We start from the raw sequence: 24307 nt of genomic DNA on the forward strand, positions 1-24307 counted from the left end.
CATGAAAAGACTCAACTTATTACTAGGCATTACCATAGCTATTATGGGTGCCAGCTGCAAAACTATCTCTGGTGGTGGAACGCCAACACCGGTAACGCCACTTCCACAGCCTTACAGCATCACCGAAACTTTTGAAAATGGTTCAAAAACAGCTTATGCCAATGCCAATGTCACGCTGAGTACTGGAAGCTGGGATTTTAATGATGCCCTGATTGGAAGCCTGGCTGCCGATTTAAAGGATGGCACCAAATCAGTAAGGCTGCGTACCGGCGATCTGGCAATGAATTTTGATATCAAAGGTCTAAACACCTTGTATATCAAACATGGTAAATACGGATCTGACGCCAATTCTACCTGGCAACTAGAAATGTCTGTAGATAGTGGTAAAACCTATACACAGGTTGGCAGTGACATCACAGAAACCAATACCACACTGGTTACCGATTCATTCAAAGTCAGTGTAAAAGGCATTGTGCGTTTTGAAATCAAAAAGGCCGGTACAACCCGTATCAACATTGACGATATCACCTTTAAAGGAACCGGAGATCCGGGGATTGTGGCGGGTACACCCGATAGCGGAAGTGATACCACCAGTACTTCAACTGCTGCAACACCAAGACCCGTAACCAGCGGAACAGATGCCCCACCATCCAGCGGTGATAACAGCAACCTTTTATTTGGAAATCCTTCCAATGCACAAACATCAACCACCATGATGGACAATTACCTGATCGATCAAAAGTATTATACGGAATCTTACAATGCCACTAAGGGCGAACCGAATTGGGTAAGCTGGCACCTTGATGCAACAAATACTACCGGTGCTTCTGCACGTTTGGATGACTTTGCAGGATGGTCTGGCATACCGGCCGGATGGTACCAGGTAGAAAGCAATAGCTATTCAGGCAGCGGATTTGATAGAGGACATAATTGCCCTTCAGCAGATCGCACTAGTTCTACCAATGCCAATGCGGCTACGTTTTTAATGACAAATATGATTCCTCAGGCACCTCAGAACAATGAGCAGACCTGGGCCAACCTGGAAAATTACCTGCGGGAACAGGTAGTGGAAGGAAATGAAGTGTACATCATTATGGGTAGTTACGGTGTTGGTGGCGTTGGGGCTAACGGCTCAGCAAGCACCATTAACAATGGCCATGTAACGGTACCCAGCAATGTATGGAAAGTAGCCGTAGTGATACCTGCAGGTGATGGAGACATCAGCCGCGTTACTACCTCTACCCGTGTAATTGCAGTAGATACCCCTAATAATAATACCATTAACTCCGACTGGACAAAATATATCGTTACTGTAAAGGAAATTGAAACGGCTACCGGCTACATCTTGTTATCCAATTTACCGGCTGCAGTAAGAACAGCATTGGAAAACACTAAAGACGCTGGTCAGTAAGACCTGAAATACCATACCTTTCCGGCCGAAATGCCCCGCCCCATGAAATCAGACAATTATGGGGCGGGGCATTTCAGCCGGAAAGCTTTTTATTATGGCTGCGCGATGATGGCTTTATCAATAGCCGCAGCCCAGAAACCACCCAACACCGCAGCCCCCTGTACATTGGGGTGAAGGTTAAATACGCCCTGCTGACCATTTTCATTCTGAAACAAAGCAGGATGCGCTTTAAAATAGGCAAATACCTTTTTATCGCCAGCGAACACCCTGTTAGGATGAGATATGGAATACTGTTTAACCACTTTATCTATTTCAGGAAAATAAAGCTGTAACCTTTCCAGTCCCTCCTTTAAGTACATAGAACCATTATACGTATTTTCGCTATACCAGGTAGGGTATTGAAAGATCACCTTACTGGCAGGGAACTCTGTTAATAACCTCTCTGTAATGGCTATTAAATTTACGCTATAATTTTCTGGCGAAATAGGAGATCCGTTAGGGCCTTTGATTGCACTGTCATTGGTACCCAATACTAAAGAAAAAACCAGTTGGGCAGCCGTATCTGCAGCAAATTGCTGTGCAGCCAGTTCAGCATTTAAAAACAGCTGTTTATTTTCAGGCAGCCAGTCCACAGTAGTAGAACCACTTTTGCCTACGTTTTTCACCTGTACTTTACCAACACCTTTCATTTTAGCAAGTTGCTGTCCTGCAATGACAGGCGGTGCCTGCGTTAAAGGATCAGGCAAGCCGGCACCATGGGTAATGCTGTTTCCGATAAAGACGATGTTCAAGTTCCTGTGTGCTGTTTGTGCACTGGCGCTGTTTAAGTTTAAGCCTAACAGAATGATTATCCCTAAAAAGGATAGTGTTTTTTTATGCATAATGATGGATAGGATTGGCCATAAAGATAGGAAAGTCCCGGATTTCTCCGGAACCTCCGTTGGTGTGTATTGGTTAATATTTCTTAATCAAGTTTGATTGAACCTGAAGTGATTATTTCGACCAGTAAATGATCTGATAGGATATAGTCTATTTTTTTATTTAATCTCCTGACCAATAATACATCCATAAAGCCAATCCCCAGTGCCGCAAAAGTAGCCGTCAGCAAACTTGCATAAAAACCGTAGATCAGGATTAATGTAGCAATGATTCCAATAATGATAGTCATGCGTTCTACACGCCCCAGCTTTCCGATTACCTTCATGGAAGAAAAAAGCCTATTGATCTTATCGTCACTCAAACGGTCTACCATCATTTTTAAATGTGGTTTTTCAGAAAACATGTGATTTAATGCTTCCCTGCACCGTATACTCGACTCTAGATAAGAATGGTATATTTCGTCAAAATATGCATCATCCACCTGCTCCAATCCTCTTGTATACTTGTTTAATCTGCTATCTAAAGGATTAAAGGACCTTTCTATAAAGGCCATCTTTTGTTCCCTTGTAGTTATGCTGCCTGTTATTAACGTCATCCTGATTAACAATTTTGATCTATTAAATCAAGTTAATAAATCAAAACGAGAGAAACAAATTATTTTTCTATACTATTAAAATAATTTCAATCACTCTAAAACAGGCTCCCGGATTTTTTAAATCCCTGCTGAAAACTGCTGAGCAGTTTACTGAATTGTTCATCTACCGCCCTTTTCATATCCCTGTTCCGCTCTGTCTGTTTAGGCTTAAACTTTGTTTCCTTCATCTGGCGGGCAAGTGTTTCCAGCGGAACCTGTACATCGCTGGTCATTGATCCCAGCGCCACACTTTTAGTCGTGATTCCGTAAAACCTGATCTGATAATGTTCATCCTTACACAGAATTTCTATACTAAAGTTCAACTCCAGGGCATAGGTTTGAAAAAGCCAGTTGCTGGAAGTCACTAACAGCAGTGACACAGCACTTCCCTGAATTTGCCCTGTGCCGCTGTCTTCATGTTCCAGCTTAAACTTTCCGTCAGCAAAACTATGGGCTATCCATTTCTTTGCTGCAGCATACAGCGTATCCCTGCTTAAACCAGAAACAGCGGCCGCAGATTCGTAAACAATCTTCCCATCCTCAAATGGAAATCCGGTACCCGTAGTATCAGTCTGTGAAAAAGATAAAAAAGGTAGCAGCAGGAGCAAAAATGTGAGTCTGTACATAGGATGTAAATATAGGCAATCGTGTCAAAATGAAAATAAACCTTTCCAATATGGAAGGGTATCACCTTTATGCCAAACACTTGTCTGCCTTAAAAGTTGCGTTTAGCTTTGCAGTGGCACATCCGTCTTTAATGGCAATATACGGCATCCCTTTTGAATAGCTTTTCGTAATTCAAATCAAACAAAATGAAATCAGATAGCGGCCCGCCCCAGGGTCCATGATAGTACCTTAATTCCCCTGTCAATCAAGAATTATTCAGTAAATTAACAAACAATTAAATCTCAAAATTTATGTTCTTCTTAATCATTGGTATCCTAATTTTATTAGCTGGCTTCGTATTGTCCAGACAAGACCACCCAAATGCGCGTTTTGGTTCGCTGGTCCGCATTGCGGGTATAGTGATCATCGCTATCGGAGCTTTCTCTTCCATGTTTAAAACCATCGGGGCAGGCCAGGTTGGCGTTAAAACTCTTTTCGGAAAAGTAGACGACCATGTGCTGTATAGCGGTTTAAATATTGTAGACCCCTTGGTGGAGATCACTCCCTTCGACGTAAAAACACAAAACTACACCATGTCTGCCGTGCATGATGAAGGATCTAAATCAGGCGATGATGCGATCCGTGTACTATCAGCCGATGGTCTGGAGGTAACGATCGACCTGTCTGTACTGTTCAGGGTAAGCCCTACACAGGCACCGGAGATCCTGCGCCAGATTGGGGATGATTACCTGGATAAAATTGTACGACCGGTTTCCAGAACGGCTATACGTGACAATGCTGTTTCTTATGAAGCAGTAGCACTTTATTCAACAAAACGTCAGGAATTTCAGGATAAGATTTTCCAAACGATCAACAGGAGTTTTGCACAAAGGGGATTGGTACTGGAGCAATTGCTGGTCAGAAACATCACCCTGCCAGAATCGGTTAAAAAATCTATCGAGTCGAAGATCAACGCAGAGCAGGATGCCCAGAAAATGATCTTCGTGTTGCAGAAAGAGAAACAGGAAGCGGAGCGTAAGCGCGTAGAAGCCCAGGGTATCGCAGATTATCAAAAAATACTTTCCACAGGATTGAGTGATAAGCAACTGCAATATGAAACCATTAAAGCACAAAAAGAAATTGCATTGTCGCCCAATACCAAGATCATTGTAATGGGAAACAGCAAAGGTGCCCCCGTTTTAATTAACGGAAATTAATTTTGAATGGGGCTGTTTCCTAAACATTGATTGAACACTTAAAAGCTGGACAAAATTTGGGCTTCAATCAATACCTAGGAGACAGCCTGTTTTTCTTTAATTATCAGGGTAAATAAATTAATTCAAATCCATTGGCCTAAATTGCGTTATTTGCACCAAACAACATTAGCCATTTTGAAACATACCTTCTGCCTCCTGCTATTAGCACTGATTATTTCCACTGCTTCTGCCCAAACTGTAAAAACCGATACGACCTTAAGGACAACGCTCGATACGACCAGGTACGATTCCCTGATGAAACGTATAGCTAATGGCGACAAGCGCTGGCCGGTTAAAAAGGCTCCCTATCCCCTTCCGGGTGCTATCTTACCTTTTAAACGGATCGTTGCGTTTTACGGAAATATGTATTCGAAGAATATGGGTGTGCTTGGCCAGTATGAACCAGTTGAGATGCGCAGAAAGCTGATGGCCGAAGTGAAGGCATGGGAAGCTGCAGACCCGGCTACACCGGTGGTGCCCGCGTTGCACTACATCTGCATAACAGCCCAGGCAGATCCTGGTCCAAAAGGTCGCCATAACCTAAGGATGCCCTTCAGTCAGATCGATAAAGTGATTGAAATGGCCAAACCCATTAACGCACTGGTGTTCCTGGATATTCAGGTTGGTTTCAGCACTGTGCAGGAAGAGTTGCCCTTACTGGAAAAATACCTGAAAATGCCCAATGTGCATTTTGGTATCGATCCGGAGTTCTCAATGAAGGAGGGCAGTGTACCAGGTAAACGCATTGGCACCTTTGATGCCAAAGATATCAACTACGTAACCGCCTACTTGAGCGACCTTTGTAAAAAGTACAACCTGCCGCCTAAGGTTTTCGTGGTGCACCGCTTTACCAAACGCATGGTGACCAATTACCAGGATATCAAACTGCGCAATAACGTTCAGTTTGTAATGGACATGGATGGCTGGGGTGGCCCCGACCTGAAAAAAGGAACTTATAAATATTTCGTACAGGGCGAACCAGTACAGTTCACCGGCTTTAAGCTGTTTTACAAGAACGACATTAAACCTGTGCCACACCGGATGATGACCAAAGAAGAAGTGCTTAACTTAAAGCCGGCACCTGTGTACATACAGTACCAGTAAATTGATGTTATGCTGCCCGGGCTTTTTTGTCCGGATAGAACTATTAATTGGGTACAACTATTGATTTTGTATCTGCCCCTGCGAAAAGCGAATGAACTTCTTGATCAGGTCAAAATTCTCTCCCGGCCGGGTAAGAAAAAAGAAATCACGCTTGATTTCCAGTCCTTCAATATGAACCTCTACCAGGTCGCCGCTAATCAATTCTTTGGTCACTGCTTTTTGAGGCAGAAAACCCAGGCTTAGATCTGCAAGGATAAAGTTCTTTAAAGCTTCTGTTCCTCCCAGCCTAACCTTTGCCGTGAGATCGGAAATAGAAATATCGTTTTTTCTCAGTTCCCTGGTCAGCGCAGATAAAGTTCCCGAGCCTACTTCGCGCAGGGCGACATTCGTTTTCAGCAATTCCTGAAGCGTTAAACTTGCTTTTTTAGCTAAATGACTTTTAGAAGCGCAAACAGCGATCACTTTATCTGAAGTGAAATAATCATAATTCACCAGGTTGATCTTATTTTCTACCTCCACAATCCCTACATCAATATGTTTGTTCAATAAGGCTGTAATGATATTTTCCGTGTTTCGGTTTACTACCTGGATATCAATCTTAGGCATCGTTTGATGAAAGGAAGAAAGGATACTGGGTATAATATACAAAGATACGGTAGTACTTGCCCCCAGCTTCAAATTACCCGCAGCCTCGGCTTCCTGTTTTAAAGTGCTGACCTCAAATTGTATTTTCCGCTGTATTTCTTTTGCTTCCTGAAGATATTTATAGATTGTATCCCCAATCACCGTAAGCTGAATACTATTCCCCTTGCGTTCAAACAAAGCACAGTTATATTGCCCCTCCAGCAGATGAATATGCCTGCTAATGGCTGGCTGACTGATATACAGCGCTTTGGCTGCCTTGGAAAAACTAAGGTTAGCGGCTACTTCTAAAAAAACAAGGTGACTTAACGATAGCACTGGCAATTGTTTAGGTAGTCGTAAATTTAAATCTTTTGCAGGGAATTATTCCTTATATTCCTATTTATACTTTACTATTTGGTTATGACTTATCAGTATTATGTATAACAAGCCTGAGCGTTTAGCCTTTACATTTACAGTTTTAAAGAGCAATTCTAATGAAACCTGTATCAAATTATAACTTACAAATTGCCAGGTAATTTGATGGGGCTTCACAACAGATAAAAAATAATAGAATCCAATGAAATTCTCGCTGATCGAAGATCTACAATGCCCTGCCTGTGGCACCCGCTACCCTGCCGATGTGATACAAACCGTTTGTTTAGTGGAAAGCTGCAGATCTTCTTTATTCGCAAGTTATGACTTGCCTTTAAGCCTTAATCCTGAAGCCCTTTTCGCCGGCCGGCCATCCACCATGTGGCGTTACCATGAGTTTTTACCGGTAACTGACCCTGCCCATATCGTAACGCTTGGAGAAGGTTTCACCCCCATTCTCCCGCTTAAAAACCTGCGTTTTGAAGACAATGAAAATGAGATCATCTGGAAAGATGAATCAGGCAACCCTACCGGTTCTTTTAAAGCAAGAGGGATCAGCGCTGCTGTTTCCAAAGCAAAAGAATTGGGGATTACTGATATTGTAACCCCCACTGCCGGTAATGCAGGTGGTGCACTCGCGGCCTACTGTGCGCAGGGAGGGCTGAATGCTTATGTGTACATGCCAAAGCTTACCCCAAAGGTTTTTAAAGATGAATGCAGATTGTATGGCGCACAGCTGATAGAAGTAGACGGAAATATATCCGACTGTGGTAAGCTCGCAGAAAAAGATGCCATAGCGAATGGATGGTTCCAGGTATCAACCCTAAAGGAGCCTTACCGTCTGGAAGGTAAAAAAACTATGGGTTATGAAATTGCAGAACAGTTTAACTGGGAACTCCCCGATGTGATCTTTTATCCTACAGGCGGAGGTACTGGGCTGATCGGTATATGGAAAGCATTCGACGAAATGGAAAAATTGGGCTGGATAGGCAGCAAGCGACCAAGAATGGTTACGGTTCAATCGATGAGCTGCGACGGGATTACGCAGGCCTTCCATAACAAAGAACTGAGCTCCCAGTTTGTAGACCATGGTTTTACCATTGCCAACGGACTACGCGTACCTAAACCCTATGCCGATAAACTCATCTTAAAGGTGCTGCGCGAAAGCGCCGGAACAGCCATTAGCATCACTGATGAAAGAATGGAATCGGCACTGAAAGAGATTGCCCGAAAAGAAGGAATGCTCATTGCACCCGAAGGTGCAGCGCTATGGGAAGCGTATAAAAGCCTGAAAACCTCCGGATGGATTCGCCCCGGCGAAAAGATCCTCCTGCTCAACACCGGTAACGGCTATAAATACCTCGAAAATATAACCATCTAATCCCAATGGTTGTATCCAGACTACAAATCCGTAGTTTGGATACAACATTAAGAGATTCAGCTACTTTTTGCAGGTCTCCATCCTTGATCTTTGGACTATTCAATCATAGACAATCATCAAAAGATATGAGCAGTATAAAAAAAACAACATTAGGAAGCCAGGGACTAACCGTTCCGTCAATAGGATTGGGCTGCATGGGCATGAGTCAAATTGCAGGTAACGATATTTATGGCAAGGCCGATGAAACTGATTCTATTGCCACCATCCACCGTTCTTTGGAACTGGGCGGCAATTTCCTCGATACAGCAGATCTGTATGGCCCGCTTAAAAATGAAAGGCTGATTGCCAAAGCGATCAAAGGAAACAGGGACCAATATATCATTGCGACTAAATTCGGCTTTGAAATAGACAACAATGAAGAGCTGACCTGGAAATTCAATGGTACCAAAGCCTATGTAAAAAAGGCAGTAGAGCGTTCACTTAAAAACCTGGCTACAGATTATATCGATCTGTATTACCTGCACCGCTTAGATCCAAATACCCCTATAGAAGAAACAGTTGGCGCAATGGCAGACCTGGTGAAAGAAGGAAAAATAGGTTACATCGGCCTATCAGAAGTATCATCGGCAACGATCAGAAAAGCCCATCAGATACATCCGTTAACAGCCATCCAAACCGAATATTCATTGTTTGAAAGAAGCGCGGAAGAATCAGATATCATCACCACACTGGAAGAACTTGGAATCGGCTTTGTAGCCTATTCTCCACTAGGAAGAGGCTTCCTTTCAGGAGACATCAAAAGCCCCGAAGATTTCCCTGAGAATGATTTCAGAAAAAGTATCCCCCGCTTTCAGGGAGAGATGTTCTACAAAAACATTGAGCTGGTCAATGAGATCAAAAAACTGGCCGACGAAAAAGAGATCACTCCTTCACAGCTGGCAATTGCCTGGGTAATTGCAAAAGGGCATCTGCCTATTCCCGGTACCAAACGCGTAAAATATGTAGAACAGAATATTGCCGCAGCCAGTATCACCTTAACAGCAGCAGAGCTGGAACACCTGGAAACAGTTATCCCGCTGGGCACTTCAACCGGCGCCCGCTATGACGAAGCAAGCATGGGAACCATCGACCAATAAATTTATTAAGCGTTTTTTGAAATTTGTAATGCCCTCAAAGAGTGTCAAAATTTTTGGGGGCATTTGTATGTTCAAATAATTTCATATTCCATCAGAACAGCTAAGCTATATGGAGATGATCAAAGCTGTTCATCTTTTTTTAACAAATTCATCAACAATCTTTAAATAATGTATAAAAAAGGCAATATTCTCATTAAAAACCGACATAATTAATAAACAACTAAGCTTAATTAGATTGATTATTAATAATATTGATATATTTGAAGCACAAATCACACTAAAATATATCATATTTGATGAGAGCTCTATTCACTTTTTTAATTGCCTGTTTTTTAACAGGCCCTTTAATTTCTTATTCCCAATCTATTTCCTCTCAGCCTAATATTGTCCCTTCCACTGGAAAAATAACAGGGAAATTAACACTCGTAGACGGCCAGCCTTACGGATCGGCATCAGTTTCACTGTTGGAAATAAAAAAATCTACGCTCACTAACGACAAGGGTAATTATTCATTTAACAGTCTTGCTGATGGAACTTATACGATTAAAATTCAGGTGTTAGGTGCTGCAGAAATAGATATCGCTGTTAAAGTTGTTTCCGGACAAACCACCATTGCAAATTATCAGCTGACCAGAGAGAATATCCAGGCTTTACAGGAAGTAACCATCGCCGGTAATACAAACAGGCTTTCTCAAAAAGAGAGTATTTATATTGCCCGGTTGCCTTTGAAAAATCTGGAAAACCCACAGGTTTATAACACCGTTCCAAAAGAGTTAATCACAGAACAAATGGCTACAGATCTGGGAAGCATCACTAAGAATATTCCAGGGGCAAGCATCCCGGTAATTGCCAACCAGGGCCGCGTAACCTATTTCTCACGTGGTTTTGAAACGGAGCCAAATGCCAGAAATGGTGTAGCAGGACAAGCATTTTCATCTATTGATGTAGCGAATCTGGAACGTGTGGAAGCGATAAAGGGTCCTTCAGCAACTCTATTTGGCAATAGTGTATCCAGCAGTTATGGAGGCTTATTGAACCGTGTAACGAAAAAACCTTATAATGATTTTGGTGGGCAGGTAGATTATTTTGGCGGAAGCTGGAATTATAACCGAGTTGCATTTGACGTAAACACACCCATCAATGCAGACAAAACAGCTTTGTTCCGCTTAAATGGGGCAACTACTTACCAAAAGACCTTCGCAGACCAGGGATATACCAATAATATCAGTATAGACCCAAGTTTTTCTTACCAGATTAACGACCGTTTGTCATTATTGGTAGATATCGAATTTGGCCAGGAAACGGGAACATCCGTAGTACGTTTTAATCCTTATACGGGTGGCGGTACCGTAGCGAATCCGAAAATCCGGAATATCGCTACGATGGGTTTTCCTTATAACAGGACTTTCATGAGTAACGATCTGACCTATACCACGCAGATGCTGAACATTTTTACCCAGCTGAATTATAAAATTTCTGATAAATGGACCTCACAGACCATTATTTCACGCGCCCGCTCTAATATAAAGGGTGACATTACTGCCTTAACAGGACGTACCGATTCTACTCTTCGTCCAAATGTGATCTCGGGTACCACCTCATTTATCGCTACCAATATCCAGCAGAATTTTATTGGTGACTTTAAAGTTGCCGGCCTGCGTAACCGTTTGGTTGTAGGTGCCGATTACTATAACAATTTTAATGATTTCGACAGGGAAACGGTAAACTTACCGGATGTAAACTTTATCCATACGCCGGCTTCCTATCGTGTAAGCCAATTTAAAGTGGATTCATTAAGCACTAAAGGATCGCTGCGTAAAGAGAAAAACGAGGATAATACCTACTCAGTTTATTTCTCGGATGTAATCAGCCTGACCGATCGTTTAAAAGTAATGGGAAGTTTGCGTGCCAGCCGTTACATGTATCTGGGGGTTTATAATCTAATCACAGGGACTACCGCAGGTGGTCTGGGAGCTGGCGGAATAACAGCAGGCCCCTACAATCAAAATGACCTGTCGCAAAAGTTAGGTGCCGTATATGAGGTATATAAAGACCACGTTTCAGTATTTGGTAATTATATGAACGGCTTTTTTAACGACAGCGGAGTTGCTAAAGATGGCAGCGCATTTAAAGCAGAACATGGTAACCAGCTGGAATTTGGGGTAAAGAGCGATGTGCTTGACCATAAATTAGTAGGTACAGTAAGTTATTATGATATTAAAGTAGGAAATATATTACGTACAGATCCTACTGATGCCAATTATTCTATTCAGGATGGAACACAGGTAAGTAAAGGTGTAGAAATAGAACTGACTGCAAATCCATTCAGAGGTTTTAACATCGTTGCCGGTTATGCCTATAACAAAAGCATACTGACCAAAACAGACCCTGCTGAAGAAGGCTTGAGGCCTGCTGATTCAGGTCCTGCAAGAATGCTGAATTTCTGGTTCAGTTACCGCATGCCAACAGGTGACCTCCAAGGTTTAGGTGTAGGCTTTGGTGGAAACTCAGGTAGTTTATCATATCAAACCAATACCAATACTTCAAAAGTAATTATACCAGGTTATACCATGTTTGATGCCAGTGTTTTCTATGATCAGCCGAAATGGCGTATTGGCTTTAAGGTAGACAATCTTACCAGCGAAAAAGCATGGTCGGTAAGGTTAACCCCACAAGCTCCCGCAAGATTTACAGCTAACCTGTCACTTAAATTCTAATTCTTTAAACTGATGAAACGTTTCACATTAATTTTAATAGGCTGTTTATTTACTGTTTTAACTACCAAAGCCGATTCTTTATGGATCGAGGCCAATGGAACAGGACAAGTAGGAAAAGCACAACTGGTAAAAGTGATTTTTGGATCTTATAATGAATATCGGCTGCAAAATGTAAACACCGATGATTCTAAAGAGGCTAAAGATTTTACCTGCTGGGCCATTAGCCCGTCGGGTAAACACATAACTTTAAATTTTACACCTAAGGAGACTTCTTATGAGGCTAGTTTTACGCCTGCAGAAAAAGGTATTTACGTGTTATTGTTAGAAAACAAGCAACGCAGAGTGGAAGACTGGAGTAAATCCACTACTAAAATTGGTATAGCTAAACAAAACTATTATAGCCGCACCACGATTAAAATTGGCGATGACGAAACTATAGCAAAAGATGCGGTGACAGATCTATCCATTGTGAGATCTCCTGATACCCAAACCGGTGCCGATGTAACTTTGCAAGCATTATTACATGGGAAACCAGTTCCTAATGCAATCGTCTTTTTGCGTAATCCGGGAATGGCTGAGCAGAAATTCACCACAAATGAGGATGGAAAAGTATCTTTTCATTCACCAAAAGCAGGCAGATATTTTGCTTTGGTTACCTTAAAGTTTGAAAGCCCGGGTACCTACAGAGGAATACATTATGATGTCTTCAGAGAGAAATCCTGTATGACCATGGTGCTTGATGAAGTAAAATAACAGATCACGTAACAATGCCTTCAAATAGATTATTTGGAGGCATTGTTACGTTTATACAGCCTCTTTTTCTTAACTTGCTGATATGAAGAAAGAGGCTGGTACCCCCTATGTCATCAATTCCATATCCGAACTGCATCAGGTCCTGGAATTACCTAAACCTGCGCACCCACTGGTAAGTGTGATTGATATGAGCGCAATCGAATGTCGTGTGGAGAACAGTCTGAAAAGTTTTATGTATAATTTCTATTCCATCTGCGTGAAAAAGAATTATAATGGAAAGCTTAAATACGGGCAAAATTCCTATGATTTTGATGAAGGGATACTAACTTTCTTTTCTCCCGGGCAAGTGATCGCTACAGAGATCACGGCCGATCTTTCGCTTTCAGGTGATTGGTTAGTGATCCATCCCGACCTGATCAGGAATTATTCCCTGGGCAAAAGCATCAAAGACTACGGCTATTTTTCTTATGCGGTGAATGAAGCGCTGCATCTTTCTGAAAAGGAGGAAGCGATGATCGCGTTAACGATGAAAAATATTGAACAGGAATATAATTCTACGATTGATCTATACAGCCAGGATGTAATTATATCCCATATTGAACTGCTGCTGAATTATTCGAACAGATTTTACAACAGGCAATTCATTACCCGTAAAAACGCAAGCAATGACCTGCTGATCAATTTGGAAAACTTGTTAACAGATTACTTTAACAATGAAAATGTGCGTGAAACAGGCCTGCCAACGGTACAATATATCTCCGGACAACTAAATATATCCCCAAATTATTTGAGTGATATGTTAAGATCCCTCACTGGTCAAAGCACACAACAGCATATCCACAATAAACTGATCGACAAAGCCAAGGAAATATTAGTCACTACTTCACTATCTGTAAGTGAGATCGCCTATCAGCTTGGCTTTGAATATCCGCAATCCTTTAACAAGCTATTTAAAAGTAAAACCAATTTGTCACCATTAGAATTTAAAAATTCTTTTAATTGATCATACCTGAAAGGATTGGTTACCGTGTGCTCTCTACAGAGTAAACAAAACTGTCCCCATTGTAGTACCCGAGGTTATACTCCATTGGTCTTTCCTGCTGATCAAAAACAAACCTTTTGCGTAGAAGTATTGGGTTGCCGACTGCAACTTTGAGCTTTCCCGCGATAAAACTATCTGCAGCCTTAGCGCTGATCTCTTCTTTGGAGAGCGCGGCGATAGTAGCGTAATCACTTTCCAGCAACTCATACAAAGGCCGTTTAAAGTCTTCATCGCCGGTCAGGCCAATCCTGGGATGAAAATAAGAAGCAAAATAAACAAAGGGCTCATCTGGTCTGCCCCTAACCCTTTCCATCTTTAAAACCTCCTCGCCGCTTTTCAAATCAAAAAAACTGGCTACCGACTCATCAGGCAGCACCCAGGTCACGTGGAGTTCAAAGTTTTTAATCTCTATTCCCCGCAGTTTCATTTCCTGTGAAAAGCTGAGCCAGTTGTTCGACTTAGAACTTACAGAAGGTTTAGACACCTTGGTTCCTATTCGTTTTTTACGCGATAATAAACCCTCGATTACTAGTTTATTGATCGCCTGACGAAGCGTAGTTCTTGAAATAGCCAGTTGTTTGGCCAGCTCTACTTCCGCCGGTAAAATTTTACCATTCTGATATTCTTCCGCAGTGATTAACCGCCTCAAAAGCTTTTCTGCCTGTATATGCAGCGGAACTGAGCTTTTATGGTCTATATCGTATTTCATAGATCTTAATATTTACAATAATAATCATTTTCCAATTATGTATGTACATACCATGAGAATGTATTTGCTACATCATCCACGTCAAGGCTAAATAGCAAGCCAGAAAAAATAAATTTATAGTTCTTGTTATTAGAAAACATTTAATATGTTTGTACATAATAAATCAATACCAAATAGTTTAATTTTAAATCATTACATAAAAAGCTTTTAAACAGCCTTATGATATGAGTTAATATGTATCAACATAAATTATTGTATGAACAGCAAAACAGTCAATACCGTAGATTGTGATCAGCAAGCCTCAGCAGAAGAATTACGAAAAACATCGCAATTTCTATTGCCTGCCACACTTGACCATATTGGAAAAGCACAGGATGAATATAATATTTATCCTGCCTTTGCTTTAGGCACCGGTCAAATCTTCAGCGGATATGATTCCATCGCCAACTGGATCAAAGTGCAGAAAACTGTAGTCATTGATGGATATGCAGGCGTTTTCTGGGACAGAATCAAAGATGAATTAAACAGCCGCCTGCTTATCGCCGGTTTAACTATAAACTGGATAGAGACAACTGCATATTTTAAACCCGCAACAGCAATTGATACGCTGATAAAGCCTTTTTTAGGAACAGCTGATGCTGTATGGGGAACAAAATGCACCTTAACCCTGAAAGACCTTTTCCAGGAGCGGGAATTAACGGCAATCCAGCCAGATCAGCAAGCGGATATCAATATCCTTATTGGTCCCGGTGCTGTATTATCCGGATGGAATGTTCCTGTTATTTATTTCGATCTGCCTAAAAACGAACTTCAGTTCAGGATGCGTGCCGGATCGGTCACCAACTTAGGTGCCGCCGGAACAGATTCACCTTTTGCGATGTACAAGCGTTTCTACTTTGTAGACTGGGTATTGTTAAACCAGCATAAAAAGGAAATCCTGCACAAGATCACCCTGATTGCCGACGCACAATGGCCATACCGGATAAACTGGATGTTTATGAATGATCTTAAAGCAGGCCTCGATAAGATGAGCCGTTCGGTTGTACGTGTACGCCCTTGGTTTGAACCTGGAATATGGGGCGGCCAATGGATTAAACAGCATATCAAAGGCTTAAATAACGAGGTAGTCAACTATGCCTGGTCGTTTGAAATGATCGTACCGGAAAATGGATTGTTATTTGAAAGCGATAGCCTCCTTTTGGAAGTCAGCTTCGATTTCCTGATGTTCTACAGCAATTCCAACATCTTAGGTAAACACGCCTCGGTTTTTGGTGATGAGTTCCCTATTCGTTTTGACTTTCTTGATACGGTTCAGGGTGGCGACCTTTCCATTCAGTGCCATCCAAGGCTTCAATACATCCGGGAACAATTTGGAGAAAACATCACACAGGATGAAACGTATTACATCCTTGACTGTGAGAAAAACGCCAAAGTATACCTCGGCTTCCAGGAAAATATTCAGCCCGAAACATTTAGGAAGGCACTGGAAAACAGCCAGGCAGAAAGTAAAAAGTTAAACATAGAAGATTACGTACAGGCACATCATGCAAAAAAACACGACCTGTTCCTGATTCCCAATGGCACAGTCCATAGTGCCGGGGCAGGTAACCTCGTATTGGAAATCAGTGCTACCCCTTATATTTTCACTTTTAAAATGTACGACTGGGTGCGTCTTGATCTGGAAGGTAAACCGCGGCCTATCAACATTGACCATGCCTTTAAAAATCTTGATTTTGAAAGAAAAGGAAAACGTGTACAGGAAGAGCTGATTGCTAAACAATTGGTGATCAGCAAAGGAAAAGACTGGGAATTAATTCACCTCCCCACACATCAGGAACATTTTTACGATGTACACCGCATAGAATTTGATACCGACATCAGCATCAGCACCGACGATTGCTGTATCGTGATGATGCTGGTAGAAGGGCAGGCTCTGCTGCTGGAAACACAGGACGGAACCCGGCAAACATTTGCCTATGCAGAGACCTTTATGGTACCCGCAGCGGCAGGAATTTATACTTTAACGAACCTCGGCAAAGGACGGGCAAAGGTGATCAAAGCCTTTTTGAAATAATGGAAACAACTATAAACACAAAAAAGAGCAGCAGTTACCTGTTCCTGATCTGCATGGTTGCCGCCTTAGGTGGTTTCCTGTTCGGCTTTGATACCGCAGTTATTTCCGGAACAGTAAGCCTCGTTAAACACGATTTTTATCTGAGTGCAATGAGTGAAGGCTGGTTTGTGAGCTGTGCACTGCTCGGTTGCATCATTGGCGTAAGCTTATCAGGAAAGCTTAGCGATCAGTACGGACGTAAAAAGATACTGATACTTTCCGCTGTTTTATTTCTGGCTTCGGCCATAGGCTGCATGTTCTCCAGTTCTTATGATGCCCTTATCATTTTCCGCCTCATTGGCGGATTAGGGATTGGCGTAGCTTCTATGGTATCTCCTTTATACATTTCTGAGTTTTCTCCTTCCCGCTTACGCGGAATGATGGTATCGTTATATCAGCTTGCTATTACTATAGGAATTGTACTGGCCTATTTCTCCAATGCCTGGCTGGCCAATCATACTACTGCATCTTTTAACAGCGCGACGACCGTGAAGATCTTTTCTGAACAAGTATGGAGGGCCATGCTGGGTCTCGGTGCTGTACCTGCATCCATATTCCTTTGCTGCCTGTTTCTGGTTCCTGAATCTCCAAGATGGCTGTTACTGAAAGGACAGGAAAAGAAAGCAGAACAGATCCTGATCAGGGTAGATGGCGCTGCGGCTGCCAGCGAAGAACTCCAGGCTTTTAAGGCGCAGCAGGGTACACAGGATACCTCGCTCAGTGAGTTATTCAAACCGGTTTACCGTAAAGCGTTATGGATAGGCCTGCTCCTTCCCTTCCTCTCCCAGGTTTGCGGGATCAATGCAGTGATCTATTACGGCCCGCGCATCCTGGAACAGGCAGGTTTTACGTTAAACAATGCCCTGGGCGGACAGGTAACCATCGGGCTGGTCAATGTGCTCTTTACCTTTGTAGCCATTTTTACCATTGATAAATGGGGAAGGCGCCCGCTTTTATTTGCGGGCATCGGCGGAGCAGTACTTTCCCTGGTGATCATCGGTGTTTTGTTTGCCCTGAAAATCACCTCCGGCCCCTGGATACTGATCTTCATTCTCGCTTTTATTGCCTGTTTTGCCTTCTCCTTCGGCCCGGTATGCTGGGTAGTGATCGGTGAAATATTCCCCAACGCCATCCGGGGAAAAGCAATGGCACTGGCCACTCTGTCTTTATGGATAGGCAACTTTCTGGTCGGGCAGCTCACGCCGCTCATGCTGGAAGGACTAGGTTCTTCCTGGACCTTCTGGATATTCGCACTTTGCTGCTCTCCTGCCCTATGGCTTACCTGGAAGCTGATCCCCGAAACCAAAGGAAAATCGCTGGAAAATATAGATCAGTACTGGAAGGAAGATTATGCAAATTCTCCTTTAAACCCAACCAAACCATAAATAATTAAGATATTAGGCGGCCTGACAAGCGTCCAAAACCATAAGACCATGAAAACACTCAAAGTATATTCTTTTCTGCTCATCCTGCTATTTAGCTCCTATAAAGTGAGCAGTCAGGACCTGCTCAAATATGTAGACCCCAATATAGGTACCGCACATAGCCGCTGGTTCTTTTATACCCCTGCTGCCGTACCTTATGGAATGGCCAAACTCGCTCCTTCTACCAATGGACACGAAGGAAATCCATCGGGATGGGAAGCCGTAGGTTACGACACAAGACAAAATTCAATTGAAGGATTTGTCCATTTTCATGAATGGCAGGTTGGCGGAATAAGTTTTATGCCCACCGTTGGCCGGTTAAAAGTTAAACCCGGAGAGCTTAACGGACCTCCTGTAGGTTACCGTTCTCATTTCGATCGTAAAAATCAGGTGGCCCAGCCGGGATATTATAAAGTTTTGCTTGATGACTATAACGTTACAGCAGAGCTAACCGCTACAAAAAGGGTAGGATTTCACCGTTATACCTTTCCTAAAACAGACAGCGCACACATCATCCTGGATATCGGTAATAAACAGGGGGAAAGTGGTGAGGTCACTGATGCAGGCATAAAAATGATTGACGATACACATTTTGAAGGTTTTGTGATCACTTATCCACAGTATTTAAGACACGATGAGCCTACAGGTAAAGTGGCGATGTTCTTTTATGGAGAATTGAGTAAAAAACCACAGGATATTGGCGCCTTCACTGCTTCAGCAATCAACCAGCATACCAAAAATGCAGAGGGAAAAGGTGCTGGTCTATTCCTGAATTACAAAACTACAGACAAAGAACAGATTGAAATTAAAGTCGGCCTTTCTTATACTTCTACAGCAAATGCCCATAAAAACCTATTGGCAGAAGCAGCAAACCTTAACTTCGATCAGGCGAAAACCAAAGCACAGTCCGTTTGGCAACAGGAACTGGCCAGGATCAAAGTAACAGGTACAGATGAAAACAATAAAATAAAATTCTATACAGGCTTATTCCATGGCCTGCTGGGCAGGGGAATTGCCAGTGATGTTGATGGTTCTTATCCCAAACATGGTGGACTAAGCGGTAAGTTAACCGTTACCGATCCGCAGCAGAAACCTGAATTCCTGAATACTGATGCCATCTGGGGCGGATACTGGAATATTACCCAATTGTGGTCGCTCTCCTATCCGCAATGGTATGGCAATTTTGTCAACACACAATTACAGCTGTACAGGGACAAAGGATGGTTTGGTGATGGCGTGGCCAATAGTGAATTTGTATCCGGAGTGGGAACAAACTTTGTAGGCCTTGCTGTTGCGGCAGCTTACCAGGTGGGCATCAGAAACTATGATACCAAATTGGCTTATGAAGCCGTAAAAGCAAACGAGCTAAACTGGGTAGGAAGAGAAAAAGCCCCTGGCTCAGGAAAGCTTGATGTACAGGCTTTTGTTAAAAATGGTTATGTACCTTTTAGAGATCAGGATAAAACTGATTCAACAGGTGCGCGCTCTTCTGCTTCTCACACGCTTGAATATAGCTTCAGTGCATTTGCCGCAGCGCAAATGGCTAAATCAATGGGCAAAACCGAAGATTATAAAAAACTCATCGCCTATTCCAATGGCTGGAGAAAACTGTTAAATTCGGAAAGCAAATTTATGCAACCCAAAAATGCTGATGGCACGTTCATCGATAAATTTGATCCTTATCAGCCATGGAGAGGTTTCCAGGAAGGTAATGCCATACAATATACCTACTATGTTCCTCAGAACCCCGCCGGGCTGATCAAAGCGATCGGTAAAGATCAATTCAACAAACGCCTGGACAGCATTTTCAGCACTTCAGAAAAAGATGATTTTGGGGGCGGTAAAGAGATTGACGCTTTCGCCGGGATCAAATCCCTGTATAACCAGGGTAACCAGCCTTGTCTGCATATCAGCTGGCTCTTTAACTTCTCTGGCAAGCCATGGTTAACGCAAAAATGGACCAGGGCTATCTGTAACGAATTTTACGGAACAGAACCTATCCATGGTTACGGATATGGCCAGGACGAAGACCAGGGACAACTGGGATCATGGTTTGTAATGACCTCCTTAGGTTTGTTTGACGTTAAAGGCTTTACGGATGAAAGGCCGATCATTGAATTTGGCAGCCCGATGTTCAACACTGCGACCATCCGCCTGGGTAACCAGCAGGAATTAACAGTGGAAGCAAAAAACACTTCTAAAGAAAATGTATATGTTCAGTCGGCCTCATTTAATGGAAAACCTTTAGACAATTGCTGGTTATACCGCGATGAGCTGATGAAAGGCGGCAAACTGATATTTGTGATGGGCAATCAGCCCAATATGAAATGGGGCACCAAAGTTCCACCTCCGTCGGCACAATAATGTATTTACTGACCAAACAGTTTCAAAAATCTGTTAAGGCTGTCGCCGTGATCCGCTACAGCCTTACCTGCTTGTTCCTGCTGTGTTTTGCCCAGAAATCATACACACAGGATTTACCAGCAGCAGATTACCTGTATAGAGCTGAATTGATCTACGCAAATGTATGGAAGGATTATCAGGCCCAGGCAAATCCCGGTTTATTTACAGAAAATTACCCATCGGCACAAAATGACTCCCTCACCTACCTTCAGGGCAGTGCGGTAAAAGAAAGGCCGGTTAGTTTCCTCTGGCCCTTATCGGGTATGTTTTCTGCAACCAACGCGCTGGTAAGTATTCCCGCTGTGAAGGAAAAATACAAACCTTACCTTATCAAAATAATCAGCAGTGTAGAGCAGTATCGTGATACTACCCGATCACCTGTGGGTTACCAGGCTTACCCGGTTAAATTTGAAAAAGCCGACCGCTATTATGACGATAACGGACTGGTTGGCATTGATGAGATGGAAGCCTATTTTAACACCAAAAACCCCTTATACCTACAGCGTGCAAAAACAGTATTCACTTTTATCATTAGCGGATGGGATGACCAGTTGGGTGGAGGTGTAAGCTGGCTGGAAGGACACCGGGATCAAAAACCTGCATGTAGCAATGGAATGGCAGCACTAGTAGCACTAAAGATATATCAGGCAACTAAAGACCCCCATTACTTAAACTGGGGAGAAAAATTTTATGGCTGGATGTATGAGCATTTAAGGGATTCCTCGGGAGTATATGACAATGATATCAAACCAGACGGAAAAGTAAATAAAACCTTCTGGACCTATAACTCCGGCTCCATGCTTGAAGCATCTGTATTGCTATATCAATTCACGGGGAACAAATTATACCTCAAACAAGCTCAGCAACTGGCAATAAGTACCTACACACAGTTTAAATCAGCCAGTCCTGATAGCCCTTTGTTATTTAAAATCGACCTTCCATGGTTTGTAACTATACTTTTTAGAGGTTACGAAGCTTTATATCTGCAGGATGGAAACAAGCAGTATATCACAGCCGTTGAAAAAGACCTTAACTATGCCTGGCAGCACTCCCGCGATCAATATGGGTTGCTTACCCACAGCTGGAAACCTAACCCTGCAGACCTAAAAAAACCAAAATGGCTGCTGGATGAAAACTGTATTGCTGAATTATATGCGCGACTTTATAGGTTAAAAGATCATTCGGCAAATTAAAATACTGTCTGTTAGCTTTAAAATTCATTTATAATATTACAAGGTGATTGCATATATCCCTTAAATATTTTGCAATTTTAGGAGGTGAAAAAGAACATGTCTATTCTGGAATTCTATGATTATCTGAAAATCGGCAGACCTGATGTGATTATCCCAAGCTCGGCTTCAAATGTTCATGAAGGACATTTTAATGTTTTTAAGAGAATTGGTAGTTGTGCACTCAATTCAGCTCCTTATAACAGGAAAGATTTTTATAAGATCACTTTAGTTATCGGTAAGGGAGTATTAAACTACCCTAAACAAAAAATTATAGTGGATGGATCCGCATTGCTGATCAATAACCCGATTACCCCTTATTCCTGGGAAACCACTTCTTCCAACCAATCCGGCTATTTCTGCCTTTTCAATGAAAGTTTTATCAGGGAACGGACAGAACCTTTTAAAGATTCATTACTATCAAAGATCCACGAAAACCCGGTTTTATTACTCAATGAAACACAGGTTAAAGATATCACCCTTATTTTTGAAAGGATGATGGGTATGATGGAAGATGACTATTCTTTTAAAAACGACCTGCTTCAAACTTATGTAAAGCTGCTGATTCATAGTGCCATAAAAATACTTCCAAAAGAAGCTCATGACAATGTGCACAATGCCTCAACCAGGATTTCTAACCTTTTCTTTGAATTACTGGAAAGCCAGTTCCCCATAAACACCACAGACGATATCATTGTACTGCGTACAGCAAATGATTTCGCAGAGCGATTGAATATCCACGTGAACCATTTGAACCATGCGGTAAAGGAACTGACCGGAAAAACAACTTCAGAACATATTTCCGGAAGGATGGCCGACGAGGCGATTGCTTTACTGAGGCATACGGAATGGAACATCTCAGAGATAGGCTATTGCCTTGGCTTTGAATATCCTGCTAACTTTAATATTTTCTTTAAGCGCCAGACGATGGCTTCTCCGAGATCATTCAGGCAGCTTCAGAACCAGGAAATGTAAAACATAAATCAGGAGGTTATCACAAATTGTGATAACCTCCCTGTAAATTAATAACCGGGATTCTGTTTCAAAGATGTATTGGCATTCAGTGCACTGGTAGGTATAGGGAACAAAAGACGGAAAGAAGGAACAGCAGGAGCAAAATCATGCGCCAGCAGGAAAGTATTAAACCTGATCATATCCTGTCTGCGGTGCCCTTCCCAGCTGAGCTCCACCCCACGTTCATTATACACATCATTCAGTGTTGGATTTGCAGCCAGCGCGGCCAATCCTGCCCGCTGCCTTACCTGATCTACAAAAGGTTTAGCTGCCCCGGCATTTCCCAGGCGGACATTACATTCTGCCTGCATCAGTAAAATATCCGCATAACGGTAAATAGGGAAGTCATTTGACTCTCCGCTTCCATCCTGCGGCGGAACCGGATAAAACTTGACATCCCTTATTCCTTCTGTAGGCCCTGCCCCGGGGTTATCCAGTGAATTTACATCCAGCGTATAAGTTACACCCCCGGGCTGCGGCCCCACCAGGAATTGTTTTTTCCTGATATCATTATCGGCAAAAGTATTATAAAAATTGTGGGGCACAATAGTTCCGTTCCAGCCGCTAAAGCCAAACATGGCAACACCATTGGGGCCGTTTACACTTCTCAGCGCATAGATATTACGTGAAATGATATTTTCAGTGACATAGATAGCCAGTATGGTTTCATCATCAGGGCACCTGTCACCAAACAATTCATAGTACTGATAACCCAGCGGACTTGCCGCATTGGCTGCCCCGGGATGCAGCGTATATCCTGCAGTTGCTATTTTATTGCAAGCCGCAAGGCATTCGTTCCATTTTGCAGTGCCGGTATAAACTTCGGCATTTAAATAAACCTTGGCCAGTAAAGCATATCCTGCCCATTTATTAAACCTTCCGTAATAAGTCCCTCCCTTTGTTTCTGACAGCAGATCTACGTTTTCGGTGAGTTCTTTTACAATGAAATTGAACACCTCAGCTCTGCTGGACTGAGGGATCTTATCCACGGTAATATTGTTATCCGTATAAAAAGGAACTGAACCGAAATCATCAATCAGCAGGTAATAGAAAAACGCGCGCAGCACTTTTGCTTCCGCGATCTTTGAGGCATCTGCTTTCGACTGCTGGAGCTGATCGACAGCGAGGTTAGCGGTATATACCGATTTATACAGCCAGGTCCAGGTATTTCCTACAATGGTAGCGCTGGGCAGCCACTGCCGCAGGTAAAGCTGTGCAAAATCCAGCTGCCAGTCGCCCGTGTTCCTGTGCGGGATCACCTGCTCATCAGAAGACATCGTATTCAGGTCGTACCAGCAGTTATCTGCACCGGCATATCCTACACCCCAGTTACCGGCAATCTGCGAATATACATTGGCCAGCGCCACATCGGCTCCCTTTGCAGAAGCATAAAAGTCGGCCGCAGGGTATTTATCGTATACATTTTCATTTACCTTTTTGCAGCTTTGTGTGCCCAGGCATAAAATCAAAATGCTTGTTATTATTTTCTTCATTTCCTTT

General features: G+C 42.7%; 19 protein-coding genes. 13 read left to right on the forward strand and 6 right to left on the reverse strand.

Annotated features, from left to right (window positions below; translation table 11 throughout):
• Window position 1 precedes the first annotated feature (1 nt).
• Window positions 2–1411, forward strand: coding sequence for a DNA/RNA non-specific endonuclease (locus GSQ84_RS08990; RefSeq protein ID WP_158796896.1), 1410 nt, complete (start codon window positions 2–4; stop codon window positions 1409–1411).
• A gap of 92 nt (window positions 1412–1503) precedes the next feature.
• On the opposite strand, the gene GSQ84_RS08995 is transcribed toward GSQ84_RS08990, so the two are convergent.
• The 3 genes from GSQ84_RS08995 to GSQ84_RS09005 all read right to left on the reverse strand — a co-directional run bounded on the left by GSQ84_RS08995 (window position 1504) and on the right by GSQ84_RS09005 (window position 3550).
• Window positions 1504–2292: a GDSL-type esterase/lipase family protein gene (locus GSQ84_RS08995; RefSeq protein WP_158796897.1), complete on the reverse strand. Its 789-nt coding sequence runs from the start codon at window positions 2290–2292 to the stop codon at window positions 1504–1506.
• Between the two features lie 83 nt (window positions 2293–2375).
• Window positions 2376–2885 carry a hypothetical protein gene (locus tag GSQ84_RS09000; protein WP_158796898.1) on the reverse strand — a complete coding sequence of 170 codons (510 nt, stop codon included), beginning with the start codon at window positions 2883–2885 and terminating at the stop codon, window positions 2376–2378.
• Window positions 2886–2980: 95 nt separating this feature from the next.
• Window positions 2981–3550: a DUF4468 domain-containing protein gene (locus GSQ84_RS09005; RefSeq protein ID WP_158796899.1), complete on the reverse strand. Its 570-nt coding sequence runs from the start codon at window positions 3548–3550 to the stop codon at window positions 2981–2983.
• A gap of 291 nt (window positions 3551–3841) precedes the next feature.
• Between GSQ84_RS09005 and GSQ84_RS09010 the strand changes: the two genes are divergently transcribed.
• Both GSQ84_RS09010 and GSQ84_RS09015 read left to right on the forward strand, forming a co-directional pair.
• Window positions 3842–4747: a prohibitin family protein gene (locus GSQ84_RS09010; protein ID WP_158796900.1), complete on the forward strand. Its 906-nt coding sequence runs from the start codon at window positions 3842–3844 to the stop codon at window positions 4745–4747.
• A 174-nt stretch (window positions 4748–4921) separates the two neighbouring features.
• A complete protein-coding gene (locus GSQ84_RS09015; protein WP_216848897.1) occupies window positions 4922–5890 on the forward strand; it encodes a hypothetical protein in 969 nt (322 codons plus the stop codon).
• Window positions 5891–5947: 57 nt separating this feature from the next.
• On the opposite strand, the gene GSQ84_RS09020 is transcribed toward GSQ84_RS09015, so the two are convergent.
• Window positions 5948–6850, reverse strand: a complete 903-nt coding sequence (locus GSQ84_RS09020; protein ID WP_158796902.1) for a LysR substrate-binding domain-containing protein — start codon at window positions 6848–6850, stop codon at window positions 5948–5950.
• Window positions 6851–7091: 241 nt separating this feature from the next.
• On the opposite strand from GSQ84_RS09020, the gene GSQ84_RS09025 reads away from it, so the two are divergent.
• From GSQ84_RS09025 to GSQ84_RS09045, 5 genes are all read left to right on the forward strand, one after another.
• Window positions 7092–8267, forward strand: a complete 1176-nt coding sequence (locus tag GSQ84_RS09025; RefSeq protein WP_158796903.1) for a threonine synthase — start codon at window positions 7092–7094, stop codon at window positions 8265–8267.
• 125 nt (window positions 8268–8392) lie between these two features.
• Window positions 8393–9403 (forward strand): aldo/keto reductase, encoded by a 1011-nt coding sequence (locus GSQ84_RS09030; RefSeq protein ID WP_158796904.1) that lies wholly within the window; start codon window positions 8393–8395, stop codon window positions 9401–9403.
• Between the two features lie 296 nt (window positions 9404–9699).
• Window positions 9700–12120 (forward strand): TonB-dependent receptor, encoded by a 2421-nt coding sequence (locus tag GSQ84_RS09035; protein WP_158796905.1) that lies wholly within the window; start codon window positions 9700–9702, stop codon window positions 12118–12120.
• Window positions 12121–12132: 12 nt separating this feature from the next.
• Window positions 12133–12873 carry a DUF4198 domain-containing protein gene (locus tag GSQ84_RS09040; RefSeq protein WP_158796906.1) on the forward strand — a complete coding sequence of 247 codons (741 nt, stop codon included), beginning with the start codon at window positions 12133–12135 and terminating at the stop codon, window positions 12871–12873.
• A gap of 82 nt (window positions 12874–12955) precedes the next feature.
• Window positions 12956–13876, forward strand: a complete 921-nt coding sequence (locus GSQ84_RS09045; RefSeq protein ID WP_158796907.1) for an AraC family transcriptional regulator — start codon at window positions 12956–12958, stop codon at window positions 13874–13876.
• Window positions 13877–13895: 19 nt separating this feature from the next.
• On the opposite strand, the gene GSQ84_RS09050 is transcribed toward GSQ84_RS09045, so the two are convergent.
• Complete coding sequence (locus tag GSQ84_RS09050; RefSeq protein WP_158796908.1) at window positions 13896–14624, reverse strand: GntR family transcriptional regulator; 729 nt, start codon at window positions 14622–14624, stop codon at window positions 13896–13898.
• A gap of 256 nt (window positions 14625–14880) precedes the next feature.
• Between GSQ84_RS09050 and GSQ84_RS09055 the strand changes: the two genes are divergently transcribed.
• From GSQ84_RS09055 to GSQ84_RS09075, 5 genes are all read left to right on the forward strand, one after another.
• A complete protein-coding gene (locus tag GSQ84_RS09055; protein WP_158796909.1) occupies window positions 14881–16698 on the forward strand; it encodes a class I mannose-6-phosphate isomerase in 1818 nt (605 codons plus the stop codon).
• Window positions 16698–18122 carry a sugar porter family MFS transporter gene (locus GSQ84_RS09060; protein ID WP_158796910.1) on the forward strand — a complete coding sequence of 475 codons (1425 nt, stop codon included), beginning with the start codon at window positions 16698–16700 and terminating at the stop codon, window positions 18120–18122. Before GSQ84_RS09055 ends, GSQ84_RS09060 begins: the two co-directional genes overlap by 1 nt.
• A gap of 48 nt (window positions 18123–18170) precedes the next feature.
• Entirely contained in the window at window positions 18171–20525 is a 2355-nt protein-coding gene (locus tag GSQ84_RS09065) for a GH92 family glycosyl hydrolase (RefSeq protein WP_158796911.1), read from the forward strand.
• Window positions 20525–21757 carry a glycoside hydrolase family 76 protein gene (locus GSQ84_RS09070; protein ID WP_158796912.1) on the forward strand — a complete coding sequence of 411 codons (1233 nt, stop codon included), beginning with the start codon at window positions 20525–20527 and terminating at the stop codon, window positions 21755–21757. Before GSQ84_RS09065 ends, GSQ84_RS09070 begins: the two co-directional genes overlap by 1 nt.
• An 84-nt stretch (window positions 21758–21841) precedes the next feature.
• Window positions 21842–22768 carry an AraC family transcriptional regulator gene (locus tag GSQ84_RS09075; RefSeq protein ID WP_216848898.1) on the forward strand — a complete coding sequence of 309 codons (927 nt, stop codon included), beginning with the start codon at window positions 21842–21844 and terminating at the stop codon, window positions 22766–22768.
• Between the two features lie 47 nt (window positions 22769–22815).
• Here the strand turns inward: GSQ84_RS09075 and GSQ84_RS09080 are convergent, their stop codons facing one another.
• Window positions 22816–24300 carry a RagB/SusD family nutrient uptake outer membrane protein gene (locus GSQ84_RS09080; RefSeq protein WP_158796914.1) on the reverse strand — a complete coding sequence of 495 codons (1485 nt, stop codon included), beginning with the start codon at window positions 24298–24300 and terminating at the stop codon, window positions 22816–22818.
• Window positions 24301–24307: the final 7 nt, after the last annotated feature.

It is taken from the genome of Pedobacter sp. L105, from assembly GCF_009765875.1.
Lineage (GTDB): Bacteria > Bacteroidota > Bacteroidia > Sphingobacteriales > Sphingobacteriaceae > Pedobacter.